This window comes from Marinobacter sp. CHS3-4 (assembly GCF_030053415.1).
In the GTDB taxonomy this organism is placed as follows: Bacteria; Pseudomonadota; Gammaproteobacteria; order Pseudomonadales; family Oleiphilaceae; genus Marinobacter.
On the sequence record NZ_JASGBJ010000005.1, the window covers coordinates 58,493 to 80,332 of the forward strand.

Genomic DNA, 21,840 nt, shown 5'->3' on the forward strand with positions numbered 1-21,840 from the left:
CTCAGGGATCCAGTCTCATGGACAGGTCGATGGCCCGAATGTCTTTGGTCAGGGCGCCCAGTGAGATGTAATCCACGCCGGTTTCAGCAACGGCCACCAGTGTGTTGGCGTTAATGCCGCCGGACGCTTCCAGCTTTGCGGTGCCTGCGGTTCGGTCAACGGCGTTCTTCATGTCCTGAAGAGAAAATTCATCGAGCATAATGATATCGGCACCTGCGGCCAGGGCCTGATCCAGTTCATCGGGATTTTCCGTCTCCACTTCAACCGGCTTCCCTGGCGCTATGCGCCTCGCTTCTGCGACGGCTGCGGCAATCGAACCGCAAGCTGCAATGTGGTTTTCTTTGATCAGAAATGCATCCCAAAGCCCGACCCTGTGGTTGTGACATCCGCCGCAGGTAACGGCGTATTTCTGCGCCAATCTCAAGCCGGGTATGGTTTTTCGGGTGTCGAGCAACTTTACCTGCGTATGGGCCACTCTGGCGGCATAGCTGTCACAAACGGTAGCAGTGCCAGACAGCGCCTGTAACCAGTTCAGTGCCGCACGCTCGCCTGTTAGCAGGCTGCGGGCATTGCCTTTGACGGTGAACAGAGTCTGATTCGCGTCCACACGATCACCATCTTTAACGTGCCAATGAACGGTGATGCCCGGGTCAACCTGTCGAAACACTTCATCCACCCATTCACTGCCGGCAATCACTGCTGGTTCGCGAGTGATGACTCTGCCGCCACTTACCCGCTCTGAGGGTATAAGCATCGCTGTGATGTCACCACTGCCCACGTCTTCTTGAAGGCTCTGTTTTACGGACTGTATGCGGCTTTCTTTGAGTAGTTCTTGATCAATCATCGGGGTTCCAAAGACGCTGACATTGTTGAAAGGGGGCTTTGCTGGCCGGAGATTCTAATCTGCCAATCCGGTTTCACCAAACACGTCACCTTGAGGGTGCTAAACTGTGACGGCGATCACTTAAACACAAAAGGTGACAAACTCTGACACAACCTGACGCGTTAGGGGCATAAGATTGTTGTAACACAATCTCCAGTCCGAAATCGGAGAAGCCGAATGGCTCAAGACCGCAAAGTAGTAAACCTGAAAAATCAGAGCATTCCGCAGCGATTCAGCCTGCCATCTGCTCTGGTGCGTTTGCGTGACGTATCGGGTCAGTCGCTCAAGGCGGTCATGTCTGAATTCTTTGATCAGGCAGACGATGCGCTGTTCGAACTCGCGGATAAGGCAGGGACCAACCAGGATCAGACGGCCTACTTTGATGCCATGCGCGAGTTGCGCCTGCGTCGCAAGAGCATGACGGTTTCCGTGCTTCAATACGTCAGCAGCGCCTTCAACGAGATCGGCCAGTTCAAGCCGAAGGGAGGTTCCGGTTCGCTGGACGAAGTAGATCAGGATTCCTTGAGCCTGGTGGATCACTCACAACTTGAACAGCAGGTTGCTATCGACAACCTCGTGAACAAGCTACGCAATCAGAATCTTGAAGCCATTCGTCTGCTGAATGTTCGGGTTGCCCACCTGGTGCCGTCAATCACTCTGCAGGATAGTCAGATGCCTCTGAGTCCAGAGGTGATCTGTGGTGGCTTGTCCGAAGCGTGTGCGGATCTGGATATTGATATCCGGGCGAAACTGGTTGTATTGAAACTGTTTGACCGTCTGCTGGGCGGTATCCTTGGAGATTTTTACAAGAACGCCAACAAAACGCTTATTGCTGAAGGCGTTATGCCCGATATGAAGCGCCCGCCAGTAGAGGGGCGAAACGCCAAGCCCTCATCAGGCGCAGGCGCCTCAGGGCCGAGCAATCAAGGCCAGAGTGCCGGGCCGACGGCAAGTCAGCAGCCGCACTCAGGAACTCAATCCGGCTCGCATCAGGCAGGTGGCGCGTCAGAAGTGCAGTCGACGTTCTCCGAGCTTAGCGCGCTTCTACACGGCGGACAGGGCGATAGCTATGCTGCGCCTGGTGCGAGTGGCGGCGGCAGTGCTGGCACTCTGGACACCGGTACACTAATGTCGCGTCTAAATGGCATCCAGACCCAGGCGGCCCAGCAGAGCGAGGGCACTATCGCCACGTTGTCCTCCCAGTTGGCGCCGCTGTTTGTGAATGAGCAGGGCCAGCGAGTTACGGCGGGCCAGGTAGACAGCGATGTGATCAATCTGGTGTCGATGCTTTTTGATTTCATTCTTGAAGACCGTCAGCTGCACCCGACGATGAAAGCCATCATCAGCCGATTGCAAATTCCGGTCCTGAAAGTTGCACTTAGTGACAAGAATTTCTTTAACCGGGGTGGGCATCCGGTCCGCAAACTGCTGAACGAACTGGCGATGGCGGCCATGGGCTGGACTGAGAAAAAGCCGGGCCAACGCGACCCTCTGCGTGACAAAATTGAGTCGGTTGTCGAGCGCGTTCTGTATGAATATGACAACAATGTTGAGTTATTCACCGAACTGCTGAATGACTTCGGCCATTTCATGGATCTGGATCGTCGTCGTCGCGAGTTGGTGGAACAACGCCTGAAAGATGCAGAAGAGGGTCGGGCAAAACAGGAGCGAGCCACCGACGCTGCCAAGTCATTGATTGAGCAGGTTCGGAAAGGAAAAGACCTGCCCCAACCGATCGTCAAATTGCTCGACGAAGCTGTGATCAAATACCTGCAGTGGGTTGTGTTGCGTGAAGGCGAAGACAGCGATCGGTGGCACCGTGCAAGACAGCTCACTGAGAGCCTGGTTTGGAGTGTTGATCCGCAGCCTGTCACTGAAGACACGCGCAGTGAGCTTCTCAAGGCGATTCCGGGCATTGTCGATGGGTTACGTTCAGCACTGCATGAAATTTCCTGGGATCCGTTCGCCACGGATGCCGCGATTCGAGACCTGGAACTCGCCCACGTTGACGTATTCCAGCGTCTGGTCACCGCGCGGAAAGCACAGCCGGAAAGCGTCCCGGAGCCTGCGAAAGGTGAAGAATCAGAGCAGGCTGAACCGGCGGAAAAGGCAGAAGTTCAGGGTCCGACACCCTCGGTTCCAGAAAAATCCCAGCCTTCTGACGTCTCGGAAAAGGCGGATGAGAAGGTAAACGCGGAGTTTGAAACAGACAGAGCAGCGGAAGATGTCGCCAAGTCTGAACCAGTCAGTGCGACCGAGACGGGAACCGCCGTTTCGCAATCCGCAGAAGACGAAGCAAGTGCGAAACTCTGGCTCGATAAAGCCGACAGTCTGCGGGTTGGATCCTGGATTGAGCTCAATCGTGAGGACTTAAAGTCCCGATGCAAGCTGGCGGCATTTATCAAGGCAACCGGCAAATACATTTTTGTGAACCGAAGTGGCGCCAAGGTTGCTGAATACCAGCGCGAAGATCTTGCCAGGGCACTTGAGCGGGACGAAATTTCGATGCTGGACGACGGCCTGATTTTTGACCGCGCTCTGGAGTCCATCATCGACAACCTGCGCACCAGTCGAAAAGACTAACTCCGCGTCGTTACTCGCGCCAGGCGGGACTTTATGCTTCAATCAGGTTCAAAACAGCCCTGATGGAATAACTTTGTCTGACCACAACATCCCAGCATCAATACCTGAATCCCAATCAGCTGGCGCCAGCGAATTGAGATCCACTGGCCGCGTGCCATTCGCACGCTGGTGCGCGTCCCCCAACTTCAATCAGCGACCAGAGGGCCAGACACCCAGTTTATTGGTGGTCCACAACATCAGCCTGCCGCCTGGCGATTTCACCGGTGATTCGATAGAGCGCTTTTTTTGCAATGAGCTGGACGTATCCGCCGACCCTTTTTTTGCAGAGATCGCCGACCTGAAGGTGTCCTCCCATTTGCTGATCCGCAGAGACGGGTCTGTTATCCAGTTCGTCAATTTATGGGATCGGGCTTGGCATGCAGGCAGGTCAAGCTTCGAGGGCGAAGTGGAGTGCAATGACTTTTCCATTGGTATCGAACTTGAAGGCACTGACAATATTCCCTATACCGATGAACAGTACGACCAACTATCGGTGCTTACGCTGTTGATCAGGGCTGCGTGGCCAGAAATAACGTCGCGACGAATTACGGGCCACAGCGATATAGCGCCAGGGCGGAAGACCGATCCCGGACCCGCCTTTAAGTGGGCAAGATACCGGGCAACCATGAACAGATTGGATTCCCAGCGGAGCATCACCTGATGGAATTTCTGGTGTTTCTGGCGGCTTACATCCTGCGTCGAAAGTGTGATCAGGCCGGGTTGTTGCAGGGGGATGCGCTCTGGAGAAGCAGTTTCGCAAATGCCCACACGGTTCAGCCAGGCAAAGAGTCCCATCTGTTACGCGGTCTTCTGACAATTGCCATTCCGGCCGTTTTACTGGCTGCTGGCGAGTATCTTCTAAGAGAGGCAGGCTGGTCTCTGCTGGTGCATCCGCTGGGCTTCGTCCTGCTATTGGTACTGATGGGCGCGCCAGGACTTACTCCGATGCTCGAGAGCTACACCGAGGCCTGGCGTCGGGGAGATATGCAGGCTGCCTGGATCAGGGTGAGGGATTTTCTGCCGGTCGATGAACGAGGCGCGGCATCGTCCCCGGAACAGATGCACCGAAGCCTGTCGAAACGACTGATCGCGCAGATATTCGAGCGCTATTTTGTCATAGCGTTCTGGTATGTCATCGGTGGTCTTGCCGGAGCTTTCGTTTCGAGGGCTCTGATTGCGCTTCGGGATCATTGGCCACACGCCGCTGCCAGGCCGGGTTTTGGTCGCCTGGCCAATGCCCTGAATTTTCTTCCCGCCAGGCTGCTGGGGCTGACGTTCGGTATCGCAGGAGATCTTTCCGGGTGGCTAAAACAGGGTCAGTCGTCTTTACTGAATGCCAGCAGGCCCAACAGTGATGCTCTCTTGGCGTCGGCCAGCAGCGCCCTGAGTGGTTATGAGCTGGAACCTGAGCGTTTTTCACAACTGCATCCGGATAATTGGCCGGACTTTGCCCACAGCAGCGTTGCAGCTATTCGAGGGTTGCTCAATCGCAGTATGCTGGTCTGGATATGTTTGCTGGCCTTATTGGTGATTGCGGGGGTAATCTAGCCCACATAACAACAAAATTTACATTTTAAAGCGAAAAAAATCTCAACTTTGTAGTAAGTTAGCCGACAAAGTTATTAACGAGAATAAAAAGATCTTTGGGGGTGTACGTGAAGCTGTTGATCAAGCCTGCCGTCGCGCTGATGAACCGGCTACCGATGTTTTACAAGTTCAGCCTCATCAGCATTCTTTTTCTGCTTCCGATTGTGATGCTGGCCTGGCTCGTGATCAGCGAAGTGAATCGGTCTGTCGACACCATGACCCGTGGTGTTGAAGGTCTTGAGCAGCTTGAAAAGGTTGATCTGCTTCTGCGCGAGTCGATGGCCTATCGTGATTTTCGTGCGCCTGGCAAGATTAAAGACGACGAGAAACTGTTGGCCCAATCCAATGAAATCGGCGACCGAATTGATACCTTGCTTGAAGAGCTCGGCAATGCGGATGTTTTGTTTGACGCCTCTGGAAACTGGTCAGAACAGGTTGCCCAGGTGACTGACGACTGGAACACCCTGGTGTCTGAAGACAGTTATCAGAGCAACATAGATCCTCAGTTCAAGTACTATCAGGAATTCGTTCAAAAAGTCCGAGCCTTGCTGTCGGCCACCATACAGATTTCTGGCCTGGGGCAGGATGAGTCTCGCAAAAATTTGTTGTTACTTGGCCTTGTTCGGGATTCTTTCCCGGATGCCCGAAGCGTCCTGGGTCGCGCCCGATCGTTTGGTGGCTATGCGCTGCTTGAGGGACAGGTTGGTTATGCCATGAGTGACTCGCTCAATGGGATTTACGACCAGCTGACCAATAATTCTTCGTTATTGGCCCCGTCGCTTGCCGTTGCTCTGGAGGCTTCACCGACGCTCGAGCAAATCAGCGGTGGTGCATTTGAGAAGATTGATGGCAGCCTGATTCGGGTTCGCGATCAACTCGATACGAACATCATTACACCCATGCGCCTCGAAATGTCCTGGCAGAATTTTAGTGCGTTGGTAGAAGACGAGATCGGTCATTTGAACGAAGCGACCGCGGCGATCTTTGAGGTGGTTCGCAACGATCTGACTTCTCGATTATCTGCAGAGCAGGGGCAGCGGCAGCTGATCATTGCCGCACTGATTATCATCCTGTTGATCGTTGTGTACCTGTATATCGGATTTTTCATGTCGGTTCGCAATGCCATCACCAAGTTCAGCCAGGCGGCACGTTCGGTGGCAGCAGGTGACATGACCACTCACATTGCGCTCGAAAACCGCGATGAACTGGGTGCATTGACCACCGAGTTCAATAACATGACAGACAAGATGGCGGAACTGATTCGCTCTGTCAGCCGCACGACCTCGGACGTGGATCAGCAGGCAACTCGCGTCAATGACACGGCAGCCGCGAACAGCGAAGCCGTGTCCCGGCAGATGGAAGAGTCTGGCCAGATCAATGAAGCCATGAATCAGATGGTAGAAGCGGTAAACGAAGTGACCGAGAGTGCACACCGGGTCGCAGACAGTGCGGGAAGTGCCGAAGAGGATACGGAGAAAGGCCGCCAGGTGGTGGCCGATACCGTTGGCACGATCAACAAACTGGCGACGGAAATTTCCGGTGCCGTTGAAGTGATCAATCGGGTCAACAAAGATAGTGACAACATCAGTCAGGTGCTGGTTGAAATCAAGGCAATTGCCGAGCAGACCAACCTGCTGGCACTGAACGCGGCTATCGAGGCTGCGCGAGCCGGTGAGCAGGGGCGTGGTTTTGCAGTGGTTGCGGATGAAGTACGGTCGCTGTCGCAGCGCACCCACAAATCCACGGAAGAGATTGAAGGGATGATTTCCCGTCTGCAGAGCGGCGTGAAAGACGCTGTAAGCGCCATGACCAACAGCCACGATGTCACTGAAACAACGGTTCAAAAGTCCACGGAAGTGACGGAAGCGCTCGACCGAATTGCGCAAGGTATTTCGATGATCGTGGACATGAGCCATCAAATCGCTCAGGCAGCGGAAGAGCAGTCTGCAGTGGCGAAGAACGTGAATACCAACGTTGAGCAGATCAGTGTGCTGGGTCAGACCACGGCAGATAATGCCGAAGAGACGCTGGCATCGTCCCGCGAGATGTCTGATCTCACGGCGTCGCTTCAGCGTCTGGTTGAAGCTTTCAAAGTTTAGTAAACCGATGCTCCGGCCGCGGCCGGAGCATCAGCTATCCCCATCAGATTCCTGATTTTTTCTGTTCCCAGAGTATTTCCTCACCGCCGTTGCGGCGCGCCAGATTTCTGGCGATTACGAATAGCAGATCCGAGAGCCGGTTCAGGTAGTGACGGGATTCGTTATTAATCGAATCTTCATGGCTTAAGGCCACCACCACACGTTCTGCACGGCGGCATACGGCCCTCGCCATATGGCACTGAGCTGCGGCAGGGGAACCGCCCGGGAGTACGAAGTTCTTGAGTGGCGGCAGAGCTTCATTCTGTGTGTCGAGCGTATTTTCCAACCATTGGATGTGTTCGTCGCCAATGACATTGCTGTTGGGAATGGCAAATTCACCACCCAGGTCGAACAGGTGGTGCTGAACACGGCGAAGGGTTTCAATCAGTTCGTCGCCATCGTCCAGGGTCTCAATCAGCAGCCCAATGTGGCAGTTGAGCTCGTCGGCTGTGCCCATCGCCTCAACGCGCTGAGCGCTTTTGGCTATGCGGTTGCCGTCCGCCAGGCCTGTGGAACCATCGTCCCCTGTACGTGTATAAATCTTGGAAAGGCGATTGCCCATGGTATGGCTCCCGGTCATTCGGTTTCGGTAAGTTCTTGTACCTTGTGGATCAGCATTTGGTTCACTGGTGTCGCAAGGCCCGCTTTATTTCCGAGTTTGACGATGTACCCGTTGATGAAGTCTATTTCGGTTTTTCGTCCCCTCAGGATATCGCCGCGCATGGAAGACGTATTGTTTGCGGTGCTGCGCGCGACTTCCTCAATTCTTGATTTGATGGCGTTGGCAGACATGGGCTCCGCAGCGTCGATGGCCATGATACTGGCAATCTCATGGCTCAGGGCGTCAATGCGTTCAAGGTAGAAGGGATCTGAAAGTATATCGCCATTTGGGCAGTTCAGCAGGGCCGTAAAAGCGTTGATGCCGGCATTGACCACCAGTTTGTTCCAGAGACGCTGGTGGATGTTCGGCTCTGCCGTCAGAGCCAGGCCGCTGCTGGAAAGCCCTTGGATTACAAAATCGACAGCGGTTTGCCCGGCGGCATTCAGGCCGCCAATCCAGGTTTGACCGCGACCCGCATGCACTAGCAGGTCGGTATCAGGCCGGTTGGCACCTTCGGTGGTACTGGCGGCCAGAATAGGCCGCTCTGGCCAGCGATTCGCGACAATGTCCTGCAAGCCCATGCCATTCTGGAACAGGACCACCGGCACTGCAGTGGGGATGTAGGGAAGCGCGGATTCAAGGGCCTGCAAAGTGTCACCGGCCTTGGTGGTGACGACAAGCAGGCTGGGTTCGCATTGCTGGGCGGAACACACAGTCACATTGCATTCACTGCAACCTCCCTCGGGGGATTGCAGTTGATAGCGCGCCAACGTATCCGAAGCTTTGCGAGGCAGGAAAAAGGCGTGTCGGGGTGGCAGGTAGCCTGCCCACAGGCGCCCGAGTGAGCCGGCGCCAAGAATGGCTACCGGCCTTGTGTCGTGCGCTGAAGAGGGCAAGGCTTACATGGCCTCGATGGCAGACCGTTGGTCCGTCAGGCGGCTGGCGCTGCTTTGGGCTTCCGCCAGTTTCTGTTTTTCTTTCTCGACAACGTCTGCAGGCGCCTTGGCCGTGAATTTCTCATTACCAAGCTTGCCTTCCAATCGCGCCACCTCTTTCTGAAGCCGCTCCAGCTCTTTGTCCAGGCGCTTCAATTCGGCGTCTTTGTCGATCAGACCGGCCATGGGAACCATGACTTCCATGTCGCCAACCAACTGAGTGGCGCACATGGGCGCTTCGCCTTCGTCAAACCAGGTAAGGGTTTCCAGCTTGGCTAGAGAAATCAGGAACTGGCGGTTGTCGTCCATCCGACGCTTGTCCTCGGCGCTTTGACCGCGAAGCAGCACGGGAATCTGTTTTGCCGGGGAAATATTCATTTCGCCGCGTATATTCCGAACCGCGACAATCACGCCTTTCAACCATTCAATGTCGGCGGCAACGGCGTCGTCCTGCTTACGGCTGTCTGGCTGAGGATAAGGCTGCAGCATAATGCTGTCGCCCTGCTTGCCGGCCAGGGGACCAATCTTCTGCCAGATCTCTTCGGTGATGTAAGGCATGATCGGGTGGGCCAGTCGCAGCACCGCCTCCAGCACGCGAACCAGGGTCCGTCGGGTGCCGCGTTTAGCCTCGGCACTGGCACTGTCGTCGCTGAGAACCGGTTTGGACAGCTCCAGATACCAGTCGCAGTACTCGTTCCAGATGAACTCGTACAGTGCATAGGACGCCAGATCAAACCGGTATTGATCCAGATGGCGGATCACGTCCTGCTCGCAACGCTGCAGTTCGCTGATGATCCAGCGGTCCGCCAGGGACAGAGTGACTGGCTCGTCGTTCACGCCGCAGTCTTCGCCTTCGGTGTTCATCAGCACGTAGCGCGCAGCGTTCCACAGCTTGTTGCAGAAGTTCCGATAGCCTTCCAGGCGCTTCATGTCCCAGTTGATGTCGCGTCCCGTGGTGGCCATGGACGCCAGGGTGAAACGCAGGGCATCGGTGCCATGAGCCGTGATGCCTTCCGGGAATTCTTTCTTGGTGCGCTTGGCAATTTTCTCGGCCAGTTTTGGCTGCATCAGGTTGCCAGTGCGCTTTTCCAGCAGATCGTCCAGCTGTATGCCGTCCACCATGTCCAGTGGATCGATCACATTGCCCTTGGACTTGGACATCTTGTCACCGTGCTCGTCACGGATCAGGCCGGTCACATACACTGTGTGGAAAGGAACCTGTGGCGTACCGTCTTCGTTCTTCATGAAGTGCATGGTCATCATGATCATCCGGGCGACCCAGAAGAAAATGATGTCGAAGCCGGTCACCAGAACGTCCGTCGGATGGAACGCTTTCAGACGCTCGGTGATTTCTGGCCAACCGAGGGTTCCGAAGGTCCAAAGCGCCGAGCTAAACCAGGTGTCCAGCACGTCTTCGTCCTGGCTCAGGGTAATGTCGGTGTCGAGGCCGTGCTTTTCACGAACTTCCTGTTCGCTGCGCCCCACGTAAATATTACCGTTGGCGTCGTACCAGGCCGGAATACGGTGACCCCACCACAGCTGTCTTGAAATACACCAGTCCTGAATGTCTCGCATCCAGGAGAAATACATGTTCTCGTATTGCTTTGGCACGAACTGGATGCGCCCATCCTCGACGGCCTCAATGGCTGGCTTGGCGAGAGTTTTAGCGTCTGCAAACCACTGATCGGTCAACATGGGTTCGATGATCAGGCCAGAGCGGTCTCCACGGGGAACGCTGAGTACGTGGTCTTCCACTTCCTCGACCAGACCTTTTGCATCCAGATCTGCAACGATCTGTTTCCGGGCGTCTTCGCGTGTCAGGCCGGCATATTGTTCGGGCAGGCTGCCGTCCACGTCGGTATTTTCAGTACCGTCAGGATTAACAACTTCCGCAACGGACCGAATCGACGCATCCGGAGTCATCACGTTGATCATCACCAGATTGTTACGCTTGCCGACGGCGTAGTCGTTGAAGTCGTGAGCAGGGGTGATCTTGACGCAGCCGCTGCCTTTTTCCGGGTCGGCATGGGTATCGGCAACGATCGGGATACGACGCCCCACAAGCGGTAAGTTAACGTGTTTGCCGATGAGATGCTGGTAACGCTCGTCGTCCGGATGTACCGCTACCGCCGTGTCGCCCAGCATGGTTTCCGGCCGGGTAGTGGCGACGACCAGATGGTCTTTGCCATCCTGGGTTTTCTCGCCGTCGGCCAGCGGGTAGCGCAGATGCCAGAAGAATCCCTTTTCTTCCTTGTTTTCCACTTCCAGATCGGAAATGGCGGTATGGAGTTTCGGGTCCCAGTTCACCAGGCGCTTGCCGCGATACACCAGCCCCTCATCGTAGAGGCGAATGAACACTTCCTGAACGGCTTTGTAGAAACCGTCATCCATGGTGAACCGCTCATGATCCCAGTCGACGGAGTTACCCATGCGGCGAATCTGGCGGGTGATGGTGCCACCCGATTCGGCTTTCCAGTCCCAGATGCGGCGGATGAATTCCTCGCGGCCCAGATCGTGGCGGGACTTGTCTTCCTCTGCCGCCAGTTTCCGTTCGACGACCATCTGGGTTGCGATGCCCGCATGGTCGGTGCCGACTTGCCAGAGTGTGTTCCGCCCCTGCATACGCTTGAAACGGGTGAGCGTATCCATGATGGTGTGCTGGAACGCGTGGCCCATATGCAGGCTGCCGGTCACATTGGGCGGGGGAATGGCGATGCTGTAGGACTGGCCTTCACCCGACGGGCGAAAATAGCCTTTGGATTCCCAGTTTTCATACCACTGGCGCTCAATGTTTTCGGGCTGGTAGGTTTTTTCCATGGGTTTTTCTGGTGACCGTTTGATGGGTTGCTTCGGAACAATTCAAAGACCGGGATTATACATGCTCGCTGTCACTCCGGCGAACCCGAACAATCGGCTTAAACGAGGGAGATTTTCTTGTCCAGTAAACGACATCAGGCGTTGAATACCGAGACTCTGGAAACTGCGATTGATGAGCTTGTCAGTTTGGATCCCGATCTGGAACCGGTGGTTCGGCAATACGGCACGCCGCCGCTTTGGGGGCGGGAGCCCGGTTTCACCACCTTGGTTCAGATCATCCTGGAACAGCAGATATCGCTCAAAGCAGCTCAAACTGTGTTTCAGCGTTTGAGTGATCATCTGGGTGGTATCACGCCTGCCAACGTCCTGGCCGTAGGCGAAGTTGGTTTAAAAGCGCGGGGGCTGACACGTCAGAAATCACGGTACTGTCATGAATTGGCGTTGCATGTCACTGACGGTCGGTTAGCGCTCGACTCATTGGCGGACGAACCCTATGTCGATGGCAAGAAAGCCTTGCTGGCGGTGCCGGGGCTGGGTGAGTGGAGTGTGGATGTGTACTACATGATGGCGCTTAAGCACCCGGATGTGTGGCCCCACGGTGACCTGGCGCTTGCGTCGGCCATGCAGGGCATCAAAGGCCTTGATCAGCCGCCGAAGCGAGATCAACAGACCGTCATTGCTGAAGTCTGGAAGCCCTGGCGGGCGGTGGCCGCAAGGCTCCTATGGGTGCATTACCTGGCCGAGCGTGGGCAATACCCCTGAGTGTTATTAACGCTTGCGTTGGTCGTGCACTTGAGGGGTGATACCCAGCGCTTTCAGTTGACGGAATTGGGAGCGCGCCTGATCAAGAACCTGCTCATCATTATGGGCAATCAGTGCCAATCGTCGGAATCGATCGGCATCAGCTGGCAGGGTTGCCGACAGTAAGATGACGGTATCCCACTCATCCGCCGCCGGAGGGCAAAGCAGGATGGCAACCGGGTCGGTGGTGGTGCTGGCTGAATCCGGCACCACGCTGTGTGGCACAAACGCTTCGGGCCGGAAATTCCAGAGCAACTCATCCAGTTCCTGCGCCTGCTGCATGGTATCGCAGACAATGCAGGCCCGGTCGCCCTGTTGATAGGCCTTGTCAGCCAGTTTCACTGCGTGGTTGTGTCTGGCCGCAGGGGATGCCTGGGCCAGAATGTAAAACCAGTAGCGTTGATCCTGGATGCTACTGGCGTCGTTACTTGCCGACATTGGACATCAGGTAGTCGACCAGCATGGGTACAGGGCGACCGGTAGAGCCTTTGGCTTTACCTGACAGCCAGGCCGTGCCGGCAATGTCGAGGTGCGCCCAGCGATAGTCCTTGGCGAAGCGGGACAGGAAACAGGCCGCGGTTATGGTGCCCGCTGGGCGTCCACCTATGTTCTGCATATCGGCGAAGTTGCTGTCCAGTTGGCTCTGGTATTCGTCCCAGAGCGGAAGGCGCCATGCCCGGTCGCCTGCGCGCTCACCCGCGGCCAAAAGGTCATTGGCAAGGGCATCATTGTTACTGAGCAGGCCTGTGGCGTGGCTGCCCAGCGCTATGATGCATGCGCCTGTCAGGGTGGCCATATCGACCACAACCTCGGGATCGAATTTTTTCACATAGGTGAGCGCATCACACAGTACCAGTCGGCCTTCGGCATCCGTATTGAGGATCTCTATGGTCTGGCCGGACATGGATGTGACAATATCCCCCGGCCTTGTGGCGGTGCCGCTGGGCATGTTTTCTGCTGCGGCGATGACCGCAACCACGTTCATTTTCGGTTTGGTCTCGGCGACGGTACGCATGGCGCCGAACACGGCAGCAGCGCCACCCATGTCGTACTTCATTTCGTCCATGGCTTCGCCGGGTTTCAGGCTGATGCCGCCGGTGTCGAAGGTGATGCCTTTACCCACAAGAACGTAGGGCTTCTCGTCGGCTTTTCCGCCGCGATACTCCATGACAATCAGCTTGGCAGGTTGGGCGCTGCCTGCGGATACCGAAAGCAGGCTGTTCATGCCCAATTTCTTCATCTGCTTTTCATCAAGCACGTCAGTCTTAACGACGTCGTATTCCTTGGAAAGCTTCTCTGCTTGTTCTGCCAGCCAGGAAGGATGGCATACGTTTGGCGGCGTGTTGCCAAGATCTTTGGTCAGGTTCATACCGCGACCGGTGGCCAGCCCAAGGTTGAAAGCGTCTTTCAGGGCCTTGCCGGTGCCTGAGGCGGTGACGGTAATTTTGGCGAGCTTGCGGGTAGAGAGCTTCTCGCTTTTAAAACCACTGAAACGGTAGAACTGATCTTCGAGTATCCGTCCAATCAGGTTCAGCTTTGCGGTTTCCGAACCGGACGCCTCTGGGCCAGTGACCGGCGTATCGGCCAGGGCGATGGCCGCGTGTTTTGAAGGCCCGTCACTGATTTGCCCGGCAGTGGCGATGAGGGCTTTTCGGTAAGCGGTCGGAGTTCTGTCTTTGTCGGCGCCGGTGCCCACAATCAGCAGCCTGCTCCAGGGCTGACCCTCAAGCGGGACCAACAAAGTTGAAGCGGTTTTACCAGTGGCATCTCCGTTTTTCTGCAGTGTTTTGATCTGGCCGCCCAGCAGCTCGTCTGCCCGGGTGGTGGACTCTGGCCAGGTGCCTTTTTCGGGCAAGGCAACCACCAGGCAGTCTGCCTTGATGTCGGTGATCGGTTTACTGCTCAACGTAAAATTCATGGCAACTCCCGTTTCGTTTTTATCGACTGTGTATAGCATTGGGCTTCGTTCGTGAATTATCAAGCACGTTCAGCCTGTTATCCTCATAGTGATAACGCAGGTACGCTGTCATTCGCCGTCGAGGTTACATAGAATACGGCGAACCGTGAATTTCACTGACGCCGGATCAAGCTGGCACTGAGAGTCCGCTTTGAGCATTGTTTTCCGCTACCTTGCCCGACAGGTAATCATCAGTATGCTGGCCGTTTCCGGCATTCTTCTGTTGGTGTTCATGAGCGGCCGGTTCATCAAGTATCTGGCTGATGCGGCGGCCGGCGAGCTGGCGGGCGATGTTTTGTTCCAGATCATGGCCTACCGTTTCCCCGGGTTTCTGGAACTCATTCTTCCGCTCGGTTTTTTTATCGGCATACTCCTGGCGTATGGACGCATGTATCTCGAAAGCGAGATGACGGTGCTCTTCGCCTGCGGTGTCAGCGAAAAACAGCTGTTGGGGAAAACACTTCTGGCCAGCATTCCGGTCATGCTCACCGTTGGTGCCATGAGCCTGTATGTATCTCCCTGGGGCATGAAACAGGTAGAACAGATTTTCAACGAGCAGCGTCAGGCTACCGAGTTCGAGCTACTTGCGCCTGGCCGTTTCCAGACCCTGTCGTCCGGTGGACGGGTGACTTATACCGAAGGTCTTAGTGATGACAAGCGACGGCTTAAAGGGGTGTTTATCGCCCAGTATGGAAAGAACCAGGAAGGGCTGTCGATTATTACGGCCAGGGAAGGGTCGCAACTGGTGGACGAAGAAACCGGCAGTCGATTTCTGGTTCTTGAAGACGGCGCCCGCTTCGAAGGAAAACCGGGACAGCTTGATTACGACGTGACCGGTTTTGACGCCTATGGGCTACGGGTGCAGAGCGGCAAAGCCAGAAACCGCGCTCTGGAAGAAGGCGTGAGCACTCGAACCCTGATGGAATCCGATAAGCTGGAAGACCGGGCCATGCTCCACTGGCGCTTTACGCTTCCGCTGATCGTTCCCATCGTCACCCTGCTTGCGGTCAGGCTCAGCCGCGTGAACCCCCGCCAGGGCCGCTTCTTTCATTTATTGCCCGCCATGCTGGTGTATATCACTTATCTGGGATTGTTGATTGTGGCCAGGGATGCGCTTGAGAACGGCAAGGTGCCGGAGTGGATTGGGCTGTTATGGGTACACCTGCTTTTCCTGTGCCTGGGGTTGTGGCTACAGTTTGGTCCGGCCTGGCTATACCGCCGCAGATTGCTCCGGGAGGGAGAGCAGCATGCGTAAGATCGACCGGTATGTGATGTCGACTGTGGGCGGTGCCATGTTCCTGGTGATGGTGGTGGTGCTGTCGCTGGATGTGATCTTTGCCTTTATCGCCGAACTGGAAGACGCCAGGAACGACTATCAGACTCTGGAGGCGCTGCTTTATGTGCTGCTCACCCTGCCACGGCGAATTTATGACTATCTGCCCCTGGGGGCTTTCATGGGATGTCTGGTCGGGCTTGGTACTCTGGCCAGTTCTTCGGAGCTGACCGTCATCCGGGCCGCAGGCGTGTCACTTAAACGCATTGTTTGGTCTGCGATGAAGCCGGCCCTGGTGGTTGTGGTTCTGGGTGTATTGATTGGCGAGTTTGTGGCGCCCCAGGCCGAGCGTATGGCCCAAAGCCAGAAAGCCGTGGCTCAGGGTGCCGGGCAAAACGTGGCGTCTGCATCCGGTGTCTGGCATCGGGAGGGGGACACCTTTATGCACCTGAACGCTGTGCAGCCCAATGGGGTTTTGCATGGCGTGTCCCTGTTCGAATTTGATTCTGATCGTTGGCTTGTGACGGCAAGTTTTGCGGAACGAGGGATCTATCTGGGCGATCACTGGTTGCTGGAAAACGTGACGACAACGCAGCTCAGTGATACGGAAACCTCACAGGAATCCCATCGCTCCCTGCGCTGGGAATCGGGGCTGTCACCGGACGTTCTGAGCGTGCTGATCGTCAAGCCTGAGGACCTGGCCATCAGTGGGCTCTATACATACGCCAGCTACCTGGGAGAGCAGGGGCTTAACGCTGCCAACTATTGGCTGGCGTTCTGGAAAAAGGTGCTGATGCCGTTGGGTACCGCGGTAATGGTGCTGGTGGCCATCTCGTTTATCTTTGGTCCCCTGCGGTCGGTAACCATGGGGTTTCGCGTGTTTACCGGCCTGATTGTGGGGCTGCTGTTTAAATACATGCAGGACCTGCTTGGGCCAATGAGCGTGGTGTTTGGCTTTAATCCAATCATCGCTATTCTGCTACCCATCGCGATTAACGCCGTTGTTGGCGTCATTCTGATGAGACGCGCCGGTTAGCCTGCGGCTATTATTTCTTTGTTTTTTCCTCTTTCGGCACGATGGCCACCATGCTTCCAGAGGCGCGGTCTGTGAGGGAGAGGCCGTTAATCGGATAAAACAGAGCGACAATGGCAGGGACGGTGACAAACAGCGTCGCCGCATTCAGGAAGTAGGCGCCCATCAGGGCGGCATACAGTATGGCTGCTGCAGCCACGTAGCGGCGCAACGCCTGCGACCAGGAAACCGATACGCCATTGAGGTTCTGAATTCGAATGCGCCAGACCTGCATCCCCAGCGTTTGGCCATTTTTGGTCCAGAAGTATCCAAAGAACAGATACAGCACCAGAAACAGGACGAAGGTCAGAATCGGGTCGGCGCCAATGGTGCCTTCCTCGGCCATCTTTTCGTATTTATCCCAACCGACGATATACCCGGCCACAATGGTGTAAGCCCAGGTCGTTACCAGCAGCACTGCGACGCTAATCAGCCCATCGTATATCACCGCCATCAGCCGTTTAATAAAGGTAGCGGGCGCCAGCAGCTCATCTTCCGAATGAAAGCGATGGGGCATGGGGTCTCCTGTGACGTTTCTCGTTTTTCCTGATTCGGGCGTGTGCTAGAGTAGCCGATTTGCAAGCGCATGTAATACACAAAGGTATCAAAGGGCTATGAAAACCGCAGAGCTGCGTCAGGCGTTCCTGAACTACTTCAAACAACAAGGTCATACCATCGTTTCGAGCAGTTCGCTGGTGCCTGCGGACGACCCGACGTTGCTCTTTACGAACGCGGGAATGAACCAGTTCAAGGATGTGTTTCTTGGTCGCGAAGACCGCGACTACACCCGTGCCACGACATCCCAGAAGTGCGTTCGTGCGGGCGGCAAGCACAACGATCTTGAAAACGTGGGTTACACCGCGAGGCACCATACCTTTTTTGAAATGCTCGGCAACTTTAGTTTTGGCGATTATTTCAAGCGTGACGCCATCAACTACGCCTGGACTTTCCTGACCGGTAAAGAGTGGCTGGGGCTTCCAGAGGAAAAGCTCTGGGTCACTATCTACGCCTCCGATGACGAGGCCTTCGAGATCTGGAACAAGGAAATCGGTGTGCCTGCCGATCGCATCGTCCGTATTGGCGATAACAAAGGCGCGCCCTATGCCTCCGACAACTTCTGGCAGATGGGCGATACCGGCCCTTGTGGCCCCTGCACGGAGATTTTTTACGATCACGGACCGGACGTGGCGGGTGGTCCGCCTGGCAGCCCGGAAGAAGATGGCGACCGATACATCGAGATCTGGAACGTGGTCTTTATGCAGTACAACCGTCAATCGGACGGTGAAATGCTGCCGCTACCCAAGCCGTCGGTGGATACTGGCATGGGGCTTGAGCGAATCACGGCGGTGCTGCAAGGCGTTCACAGCAACTACGAAATCGACCTGATGCAGGACCTTCTGAAGGCCGCTTCCCAGATTCTGGGCGGCGTGGATACGACCGAAGCCTCGCTGCGCGTGGTGGCCGATCACATCCGTTCCTGTGCCTTCCTGATTTCCGACGGCGTGATGCCGTCCAACGAAGGTCGTGGTTTTGTGCTGCGTCGCATCATTCGACGTGCCGCTCGTCATGGCAACAAGCTGGGTGCGACCAAGCCGTTTTTCTATCAGCTGACGGCAGCACTCGTAGAACTGATGGGCGAGGCCTATCCGCAATTGGTCAGTAGCCAGAAGCAGATTGAAAAGGTTTTGCTGCAGGAAGAAGAACAGTTTGCCAAGACCCTCGACAATGGCCTGCGTCTGCTTGAACAGGATATTGCCGAACTGAAAGGGTCTGAGATCCCGGGCGAGACAATTTTCACTCTATACGACACCTACGGCTTCCCGGTTGATTTGACGAATGACATTGCTCGTGAACGTGGCCTTACTCTCGACTATGCCGGGTATGAAAAGGCCATGGAACGTCAGCGTGAGATGGCCCGGGCAGCGAGCAAGTTCGGGATTGATTACAACGCGGAAGGCCTCAAGTTTGACGGCAAAACCGAGTTTACCGGGTACGACCACATTGATGGGCATGAAACGATCCGTGCCGTGGTTGTGGACGGTGACGAGAAAACAGCCGAGGCGGGCGACGAAGCGGTAGTAGTGCTTGAGCGCACGCCGTTCTACGCGGAATCCGGCGGCCAGGTAGGCGATACCGGCCTGTTAACCTGGAGCGGTGGTCGATTCCAGGTCAATGACACCCGGAAAGAAGGCGACAACCACCTACACATCGGTACTCTGATTGAAGGTGAACTGTTCCCGGGGCTGGAAGTGGACGCTCGAATTGATCATGCCCGTCGCGAGCGGACCAAGCGCAACCACTCAGCGACCCACCTTTTGCACGCCGCGCTGAAGAAGGTGCTGGGCGATCATGTAAACCAGAAGGGTTCTCTGGTGGATCCTGACAAACTGCGCTTCGATTTCTCTCACTTCGAGCCGGTGACGCCGGAAGAACTTCGTGAAATTGAGCACCAGGTGAACGAGCAAATACTGGATAATACGCCGGTTCAGACCGAAATCACGGACATGGAAAAGGCTCAGGAAAAAGGAGCGGTTGCCCTGTTCGGCGAAAAATACGGTGACGTGGTTCGTGTGTTGAGCATGGGCACAGAGGATTACTCCGTTGAGCTGTGTGGTGGTACCCACGTGTCCCGTACCGGCGATATTGGGCTGTTCCGGATTACTTCAGAAAGCGGCATTTCATCAGGTGTACGTCGCATCGAGGCGGTGACCGGATTCGGTGCTCTGCAATGGGTAGAGGAAACCGACCGTGCCCTGCGCGAGGCCGCGAAGCTGGTGAAAGGATCCCGCGAATCCCTGATTGATAAGATTCAGCAGACCCTTGACCGTAACCGGCAGCTGGAAAAAGACGTAGACGCGCTCAAGGCGAAGCTCGCCAGTTCGGCCGGTTCGGATCTTGCGGGTTCCGCGGTTGAAGTGGATGGGCTGAAGGTGGTGGCCTCTGAAATGGAAGGTGCCGACCGAAAGTCGCTGATGGAAACCGCCGACCAGCTCAAGAACAAGCTGGGCGAAGGCGTGGTTGTTCTGGCCAGTGTTGAGGATGGCAAGGTGACCCTGGTTGCGGGTGTTACCAAATCGGCAACGAACAGAATCAAGGCAGGCGATCTGATGAAGCATCTTGCCGCTCAGGTAGATGGTAAGGGTGGCGGCCGACCGGATATGGCCCAGGGTGGCGGAAACGATCCATCGAAACTGGCCGATGCCCTGGCGGGCATTCCGGACTGGGTTAAAAATAATCTGGGGTAACCGTCTGTTGTAACGCCTTGCGGACGTTTATACTCGCCCGCTTGTCGAATTCGCTGGTTTTGATCTAGGACATCGCAAAGACAATGGCGCTATTGGTTCAGAAATTTGGTGGTACGTCTGTCGGTACTACCGGGCGTATTGAAGCGGTTGCCGAAAAGGTGGCGCGCTTTCGTAGTGAAGGACACGACGTGGTAGTGGTGGTCTCAGCCATGAGTGGCGAAACCAACCGCTTGATCGGCCTTGCCAATGAAGTGATGGAAGAGCCTACGCCGCGGGAAATGGACGTACTGGTATCCACGGGCGAGCAGGTCACGATTGCCTTGTTGTCCATGGCGCTGCAAAAGCGCGGTTGCGCCGCCCGATCTTACACGGGCTCGCAGGTGCGGATCCTGACTGACAGCAGTCATACCAAGGCTCGCATCAAACAGATTGACGAGCAGCGCATGCGCGAAGACCTGGACGCGGGCAGGGTTGTCGTAGTGGCTGGCTTCCAGGGTATTGATGATAATGGCAGCATTACCACTCTTGGCCGCGGCGGATCAGATACGACGGCCGTTGCTCTGGCGGCTGCCCTGAAAGCGGATGAATGCCAGATCTACACAGACGTAGACGGTGTCTACACCACGGATCCCAGGGTAGTGGACAGCGCCCGACGCCTAAAAAAGATCACCTTCGAAGAGATGATCGAGATGGCAAGCCTGGGGTCAAAGGTGCTTCAGATCCGCGCCGTCGAATTTGCAGGTAAATACAACGTTCCATTGCGAGTGCTCTCCAGCTTTGAGGAAGGCGAGGGTACTCTGATTACACTTGAGGATGAAAACGTCATGGAACAACCGGTCGTTTCTGGCATCGCATTTAACCGAGATGAAGCCAAGGTCACCATAGCAGGCGTGCCTGACACGCCAGGCAGCGCTCTACGGATCCTGAAACCCGTCAGTGACGCCAACATCGAAGTGGATATGATCGTTCAGAACGTCGGTGCGGATAATCGCACGGATTTCACGTTTACTGTTCATCGGAACGACTTTAGATCTGCTCAGTCCATTCTTCAGCAGGTAGCGGATGAGCTGGGTGCTCGCCAGGTCAGCGGCGACAGCAAGATTGCAAAAGTGAGTATCGTTGGGGTGGGCATGCGCTCTCATGCTGGCGTTGCTACCAAAATGTTCGAAGCGCTTTCGAATGAAGGCATCAACATCCTTATGATTTCCACCTCTGAAATCAAGATTTCTGTGGTGATTGACGAAAAATATCTTGAGCTTGCAGTTGGGGCGTTGCACAGTGCGTTTGAGCTGGATAAACCTGCGGTAGAGGACGCCTGATTGTCGGCTTTGCTCGATGATCCTACCCGGGGTGTATAAAAAGGGTATCATTTGCTTGTCTAGGCTCTGCCTTGGCCCATCCGTTTATACACGGATATGGCCAGGTAAGTGATCCCGCTACAAAGGCGTGAAGTATACAATTGTCGGAACAGGCATCTCTTCAAAGAGGGAGTAAAAGGACATGTTAATTTTGACTCGCCGTGTTGGCGAAACTCTGATGGTCGGTGACGACATCACCGTGACCGTTCTAGGGGTTAAGGGGAATCAGGTTCGTATTGGCGTTAATGCGCCGAAAGAGGTAGCGGTTCACCGCGAAGAAATTTATCAGCGTATTCAGAGTGAAAAGGACCCTGAAGAGCCTGAACCAGGCAATAGCTGATAAAACGCGTGTCAACCCTATGAAAACAGAAAAATTATGGTAGTATACGCCCCGTTCTCAAGGAGAGGTGGGTGAGTGGCTGAAACCAGTTCCCTGCTAAGGAACCATACGCATTGCGCGTATCGAGGGTTCGAATCCCTCCCTCTCCGCCATTTCCTTTTTGGCCGTCATTGTTTGGCCGTTTTGGAAAGGTGAGACAGGTTGAAGTGGC

Annotated in this window: 17 protein-coding genes and 1 tRNA gene; 11 read left to right on the forward strand and 7 right to left on the reverse strand. The window is 55.5% G+C overall.

Going from position 1 to position 21,840, the window contains the following annotated elements:
* Position 1: 1 nt before the first annotated feature.
* Positions 2-844, reverse strand: coding sequence for a carboxylating nicotinate-nucleotide diphosphorylase (gene nadC, locus QLQ17_RS16585; RefSeq protein ID WP_283210727.1), 843 nt, complete (start codon positions 842-844; stop codon positions 2-4).
* 216 nt (positions 845-1,060) lie between these two features.
* Between nadC and QLQ17_RS16590 the strand changes: the two genes are divergently transcribed.
* From QLQ17_RS16590 to QLQ17_RS16605, 4 genes are all read left to right on the forward strand, one after another.
* Positions 1,061-3,466 carry a DUF1631 domain-containing protein gene (locus QLQ17_RS16590; RefSeq protein ID WP_283210728.1) on the forward strand — a complete coding sequence of 802 codons (2,406 nt, stop codon included), beginning with the start codon at positions 1,061-1,063 and terminating at the stop codon, positions 3,464-3,466.
* A 133-nt stretch (positions 3,467-3,599) separates the two neighbouring features.
* Positions 3,600-4,166: a 1,6-anhydro-N-acetylmuramyl-L-alanine amidase AmpD gene (gene ampD / locus QLQ17_RS16595; protein ID WP_502867399.1), complete on the forward strand. Its 567-nt coding sequence runs from the start codon at positions 3,600-3,602 to the stop codon at positions 4,164-4,166.
* Positions 4,166-5,053 carry a regulatory signaling modulator protein AmpE gene (gene ampE / locus QLQ17_RS16600; RefSeq protein ID WP_283210730.1) on the forward strand — a complete coding sequence of 296 codons (888 nt, stop codon included), beginning with the start codon at positions 4,166-4,168 and terminating at the stop codon, positions 5,051-5,053. Before ampD ends, ampE begins: the two co-directional genes overlap by 1 nt.
* Before the next feature lie 107 nt (positions 5,054-5,160).
* Entirely contained in the window at positions 5,161-7,191 is a 2,031-nt protein-coding gene (locus QLQ17_RS16605; protein WP_283210731.1) for a methyl-accepting chemotaxis protein, read from the forward strand.
* A gap of 43 nt (positions 7,192-7,234) precedes the next feature.
* Here the strand turns inward: QLQ17_RS16605 and QLQ17_RS16610 are convergent, their stop codons facing one another.
* From QLQ17_RS16610 to QLQ17_RS16620, 3 genes are read right to left on the reverse strand one after another with little or no spacing between them, the layout of a single operon-like run.
* Positions 7,235-7,792 (reverse strand): cob(I)yrinic acid a,c-diamide adenosyltransferase, encoded by a 558-nt coding sequence (locus QLQ17_RS16610; RefSeq protein WP_283210732.1) that lies wholly within the window; start codon positions 7,790-7,792, stop codon positions 7,235-7,237.
* Positions 7,793-7,806: 14 nt separating this feature from the next.
* On the reverse strand, positions 7,807-8,727 hold the full coding sequence (locus tag QLQ17_RS16615; protein WP_283210733.1) for a ketopantoate reductase family protein: 921 nt from the start codon (positions 8,725-8,727) through the stop codon (positions 7,807-7,809).
* 3 nt (positions 8,728-8,730) lie between these two features.
* On the reverse strand, positions 8,731-11,583 hold the full coding sequence (locus tag QLQ17_RS16620) for a valine--tRNA ligase (RefSeq protein ID WP_283210734.1): 2,853 nt from the start codon (positions 11,581-11,583) through the stop codon (positions 8,731-8,733).
* Positions 11,584-11,700: 117 nt separating this feature from the next.
* Here QLQ17_RS16620 and QLQ17_RS16625 point away from each other — a divergent pair, with 117 nt between their 5' ends.
* Positions 11,701-12,345 carry a DNA-3-methyladenine glycosylase family protein gene (locus QLQ17_RS16625; RefSeq protein WP_283210735.1) on the forward strand — a complete coding sequence of 215 codons (645 nt, stop codon included), beginning with the start codon at positions 11,701-11,703 and terminating at the stop codon, positions 12,343-12,345.
* A gap of 6 nt (positions 12,346-12,351) precedes the next feature.
* On the opposite strand, the gene QLQ17_RS16630 is transcribed toward QLQ17_RS16625, so the two are convergent.
* On the reverse strand, positions 12,352-12,822 hold the full coding sequence (locus QLQ17_RS16630; RefSeq protein ID WP_283210736.1) for a DNA polymerase III subunit chi: 471 nt from the start codon (positions 12,820-12,822) through the stop codon (positions 12,352-12,354).
* A complete protein-coding gene (locus QLQ17_RS16635) occupies positions 12,809-14,302 on the reverse strand; it encodes a leucyl aminopeptidase (protein WP_283210737.1) in 1,494 nt (497 codons plus the stop codon). Before QLQ17_RS16635 ends, QLQ17_RS16630 begins: the two co-directional genes overlap by 14 nt.
* 190 nt (positions 14,303-14,492) lie before the next feature.
* On the opposite strand from QLQ17_RS16635, the gene lptF reads away from it, so the two are divergent.
* Both lptF and lptG read left to right on the forward strand, forming a co-directional pair.
* Positions 14,493-15,596 (forward strand): LPS export ABC transporter permease LptF, encoded by a 1,104-nt coding sequence (gene lptF, locus QLQ17_RS16640; protein WP_283210738.1) that lies wholly within the window; start codon positions 14,493-14,495, stop codon positions 15,594-15,596.
* Complete coding sequence (gene lptG, locus QLQ17_RS16645) at positions 15,589-16,650, forward strand: LPS export ABC transporter permease LptG (RefSeq protein WP_283210739.1); 1,062 nt, start codon at positions 15,589-15,591, stop codon at positions 16,648-16,650. Before lptF ends, lptG begins: the two co-directional genes overlap by 8 nt.
* Positions 16,651-16,660: 10 nt before the next feature.
* Here the strand turns inward: lptG and QLQ17_RS16650 are convergent, their stop codons facing one another.
* Positions 16,661-17,203 carry an RDD family protein gene (locus tag QLQ17_RS16650; protein WP_283210740.1) on the reverse strand — a complete coding sequence of 181 codons (543 nt, stop codon included), beginning with the start codon at positions 17,201-17,203 and terminating at the stop codon, positions 16,661-16,663.
* Positions 17,204-17,300: 97 nt separating this feature from the next.
* Here QLQ17_RS16650 and alaS point away from each other — a divergent pair, with 97 nt between their 5' ends.
* The 4 genes from alaS (at position 17,301) to QLQ17_RS16670 (ending at position 21,781) form a co-directional block, all read left to right on the forward strand.
* Positions 17,301-19,931 carry an alanine--tRNA ligase gene (gene alaS / locus QLQ17_RS16655; protein ID WP_283210741.1) on the forward strand — a complete coding sequence of 877 codons (2,631 nt, stop codon included), beginning with the start codon at positions 17,301-17,303 and terminating at the stop codon, positions 19,929-19,931.
* Positions 19,932-20,014: 83 nt separating this feature from the next.
* Positions 20,015-21,250 carry an aspartate kinase gene (locus tag QLQ17_RS16660; protein ID WP_283210742.1) on the forward strand — a complete coding sequence of 412 codons (1,236 nt, stop codon included), beginning with the start codon at positions 20,015-20,017 and terminating at the stop codon, positions 21,248-21,250.
* Positions 21,251-21,431: 181 nt separating this feature from the next.
* Entirely contained in the window at positions 21,432-21,629 is a 198-nt protein-coding gene (gene csrA / locus QLQ17_RS16665) for a carbon storage regulator CsrA (protein WP_283210743.1), read from the forward strand.
* A 61-nt stretch (positions 21,630-21,690) separates the two neighbouring features.
* Positions 21,691-21,781: transfer RNA gene (locus QLQ17_RS16670), tRNA-Ser, on the forward strand.
* Positions 21,782-21,840: the final 59 nt, after the last annotated feature.

What these genes read in the sequence shown, in the direction of transcription:
- nadC (WP_283210727.1), bottom strand. Translation starts at nt 844, where the DNA reads ATGATTGATCAAGAACTACTCAAAGAAAGCCGCATACAGTCCGTAAAA.
- QLQ17_RS16590 (WP_283210728.1), top strand. Translation starts at nt 1,061, where the DNA reads ATGGCTCAAGACCGCAAAGTAGTAAACCTGAAAAATCAGAGCATTCCG.
- ampE (WP_283210730.1), top strand. Translation starts at nt 4,166, where the DNA reads ATGGAATTTCTGGTGTTTCTGGCGGCTTACATCCTGCGTCGAAAGTGT.
- QLQ17_RS16610 (WP_283210732.1), bottom strand. Translation starts at nt 7,792, where the DNA reads ATGGGCAATCGCCTTTCCAAGATTTATACACGTACAGGGGACGATGGT.
- QLQ17_RS16620 (WP_283210734.1), bottom strand. Translation starts at nt 11,583, where the DNA reads ATGGAAAAAACCTACCAGCCCGAAAACATTGAGCGCCAGTGGTATGAA.
- QLQ17_RS16630 (WP_283210736.1), bottom strand. Translation starts at nt 12,822, where the DNA reads ATGTCGGCAAGTAACGACGCCAGTAGCATCCAGGATCAACGCTACTGG.
- QLQ17_RS16635 (WP_283210737.1), bottom strand. Translation starts at nt 14,302, where the DNA reads ATGAATTTTACGTTGAGCAGTAAACCGATCACCGACATCAAGGCAGAC.
- lptG (WP_283210739.1), top strand. Translation starts at nt 15,589, where the DNA reads ATGCGTAAGATCGACCGGTATGTGATGTCGACTGTGGGCGGTGCCATG.
- QLQ17_RS16650 (WP_283210740.1), bottom strand. Translation starts at nt 17,203, where the DNA reads ATGCCCCATCGCTTTCATTCGGAAGATGAGCTGCTGGCGCCCGCTACC.
- alaS (WP_283210741.1), top strand. Translation starts at nt 17,301, where the DNA reads ATGAAAACCGCAGAGCTGCGTCAGGCGTTCCTGAACTACTTCAAACAA.
- QLQ17_RS16660 (WP_283210742.1), top strand. Translation starts at nt 20,015, where the DNA reads ATGGCGCTATTGGTTCAGAAATTTGGTGGTACGTCTGTCGGTACTACC.
- csrA (WP_283210743.1), top strand. Translation starts at nt 21,432, where the DNA reads ATGTTAATTTTGACTCGCCGTGTTGGCGAAACTCTGATGGTCGGTGAC.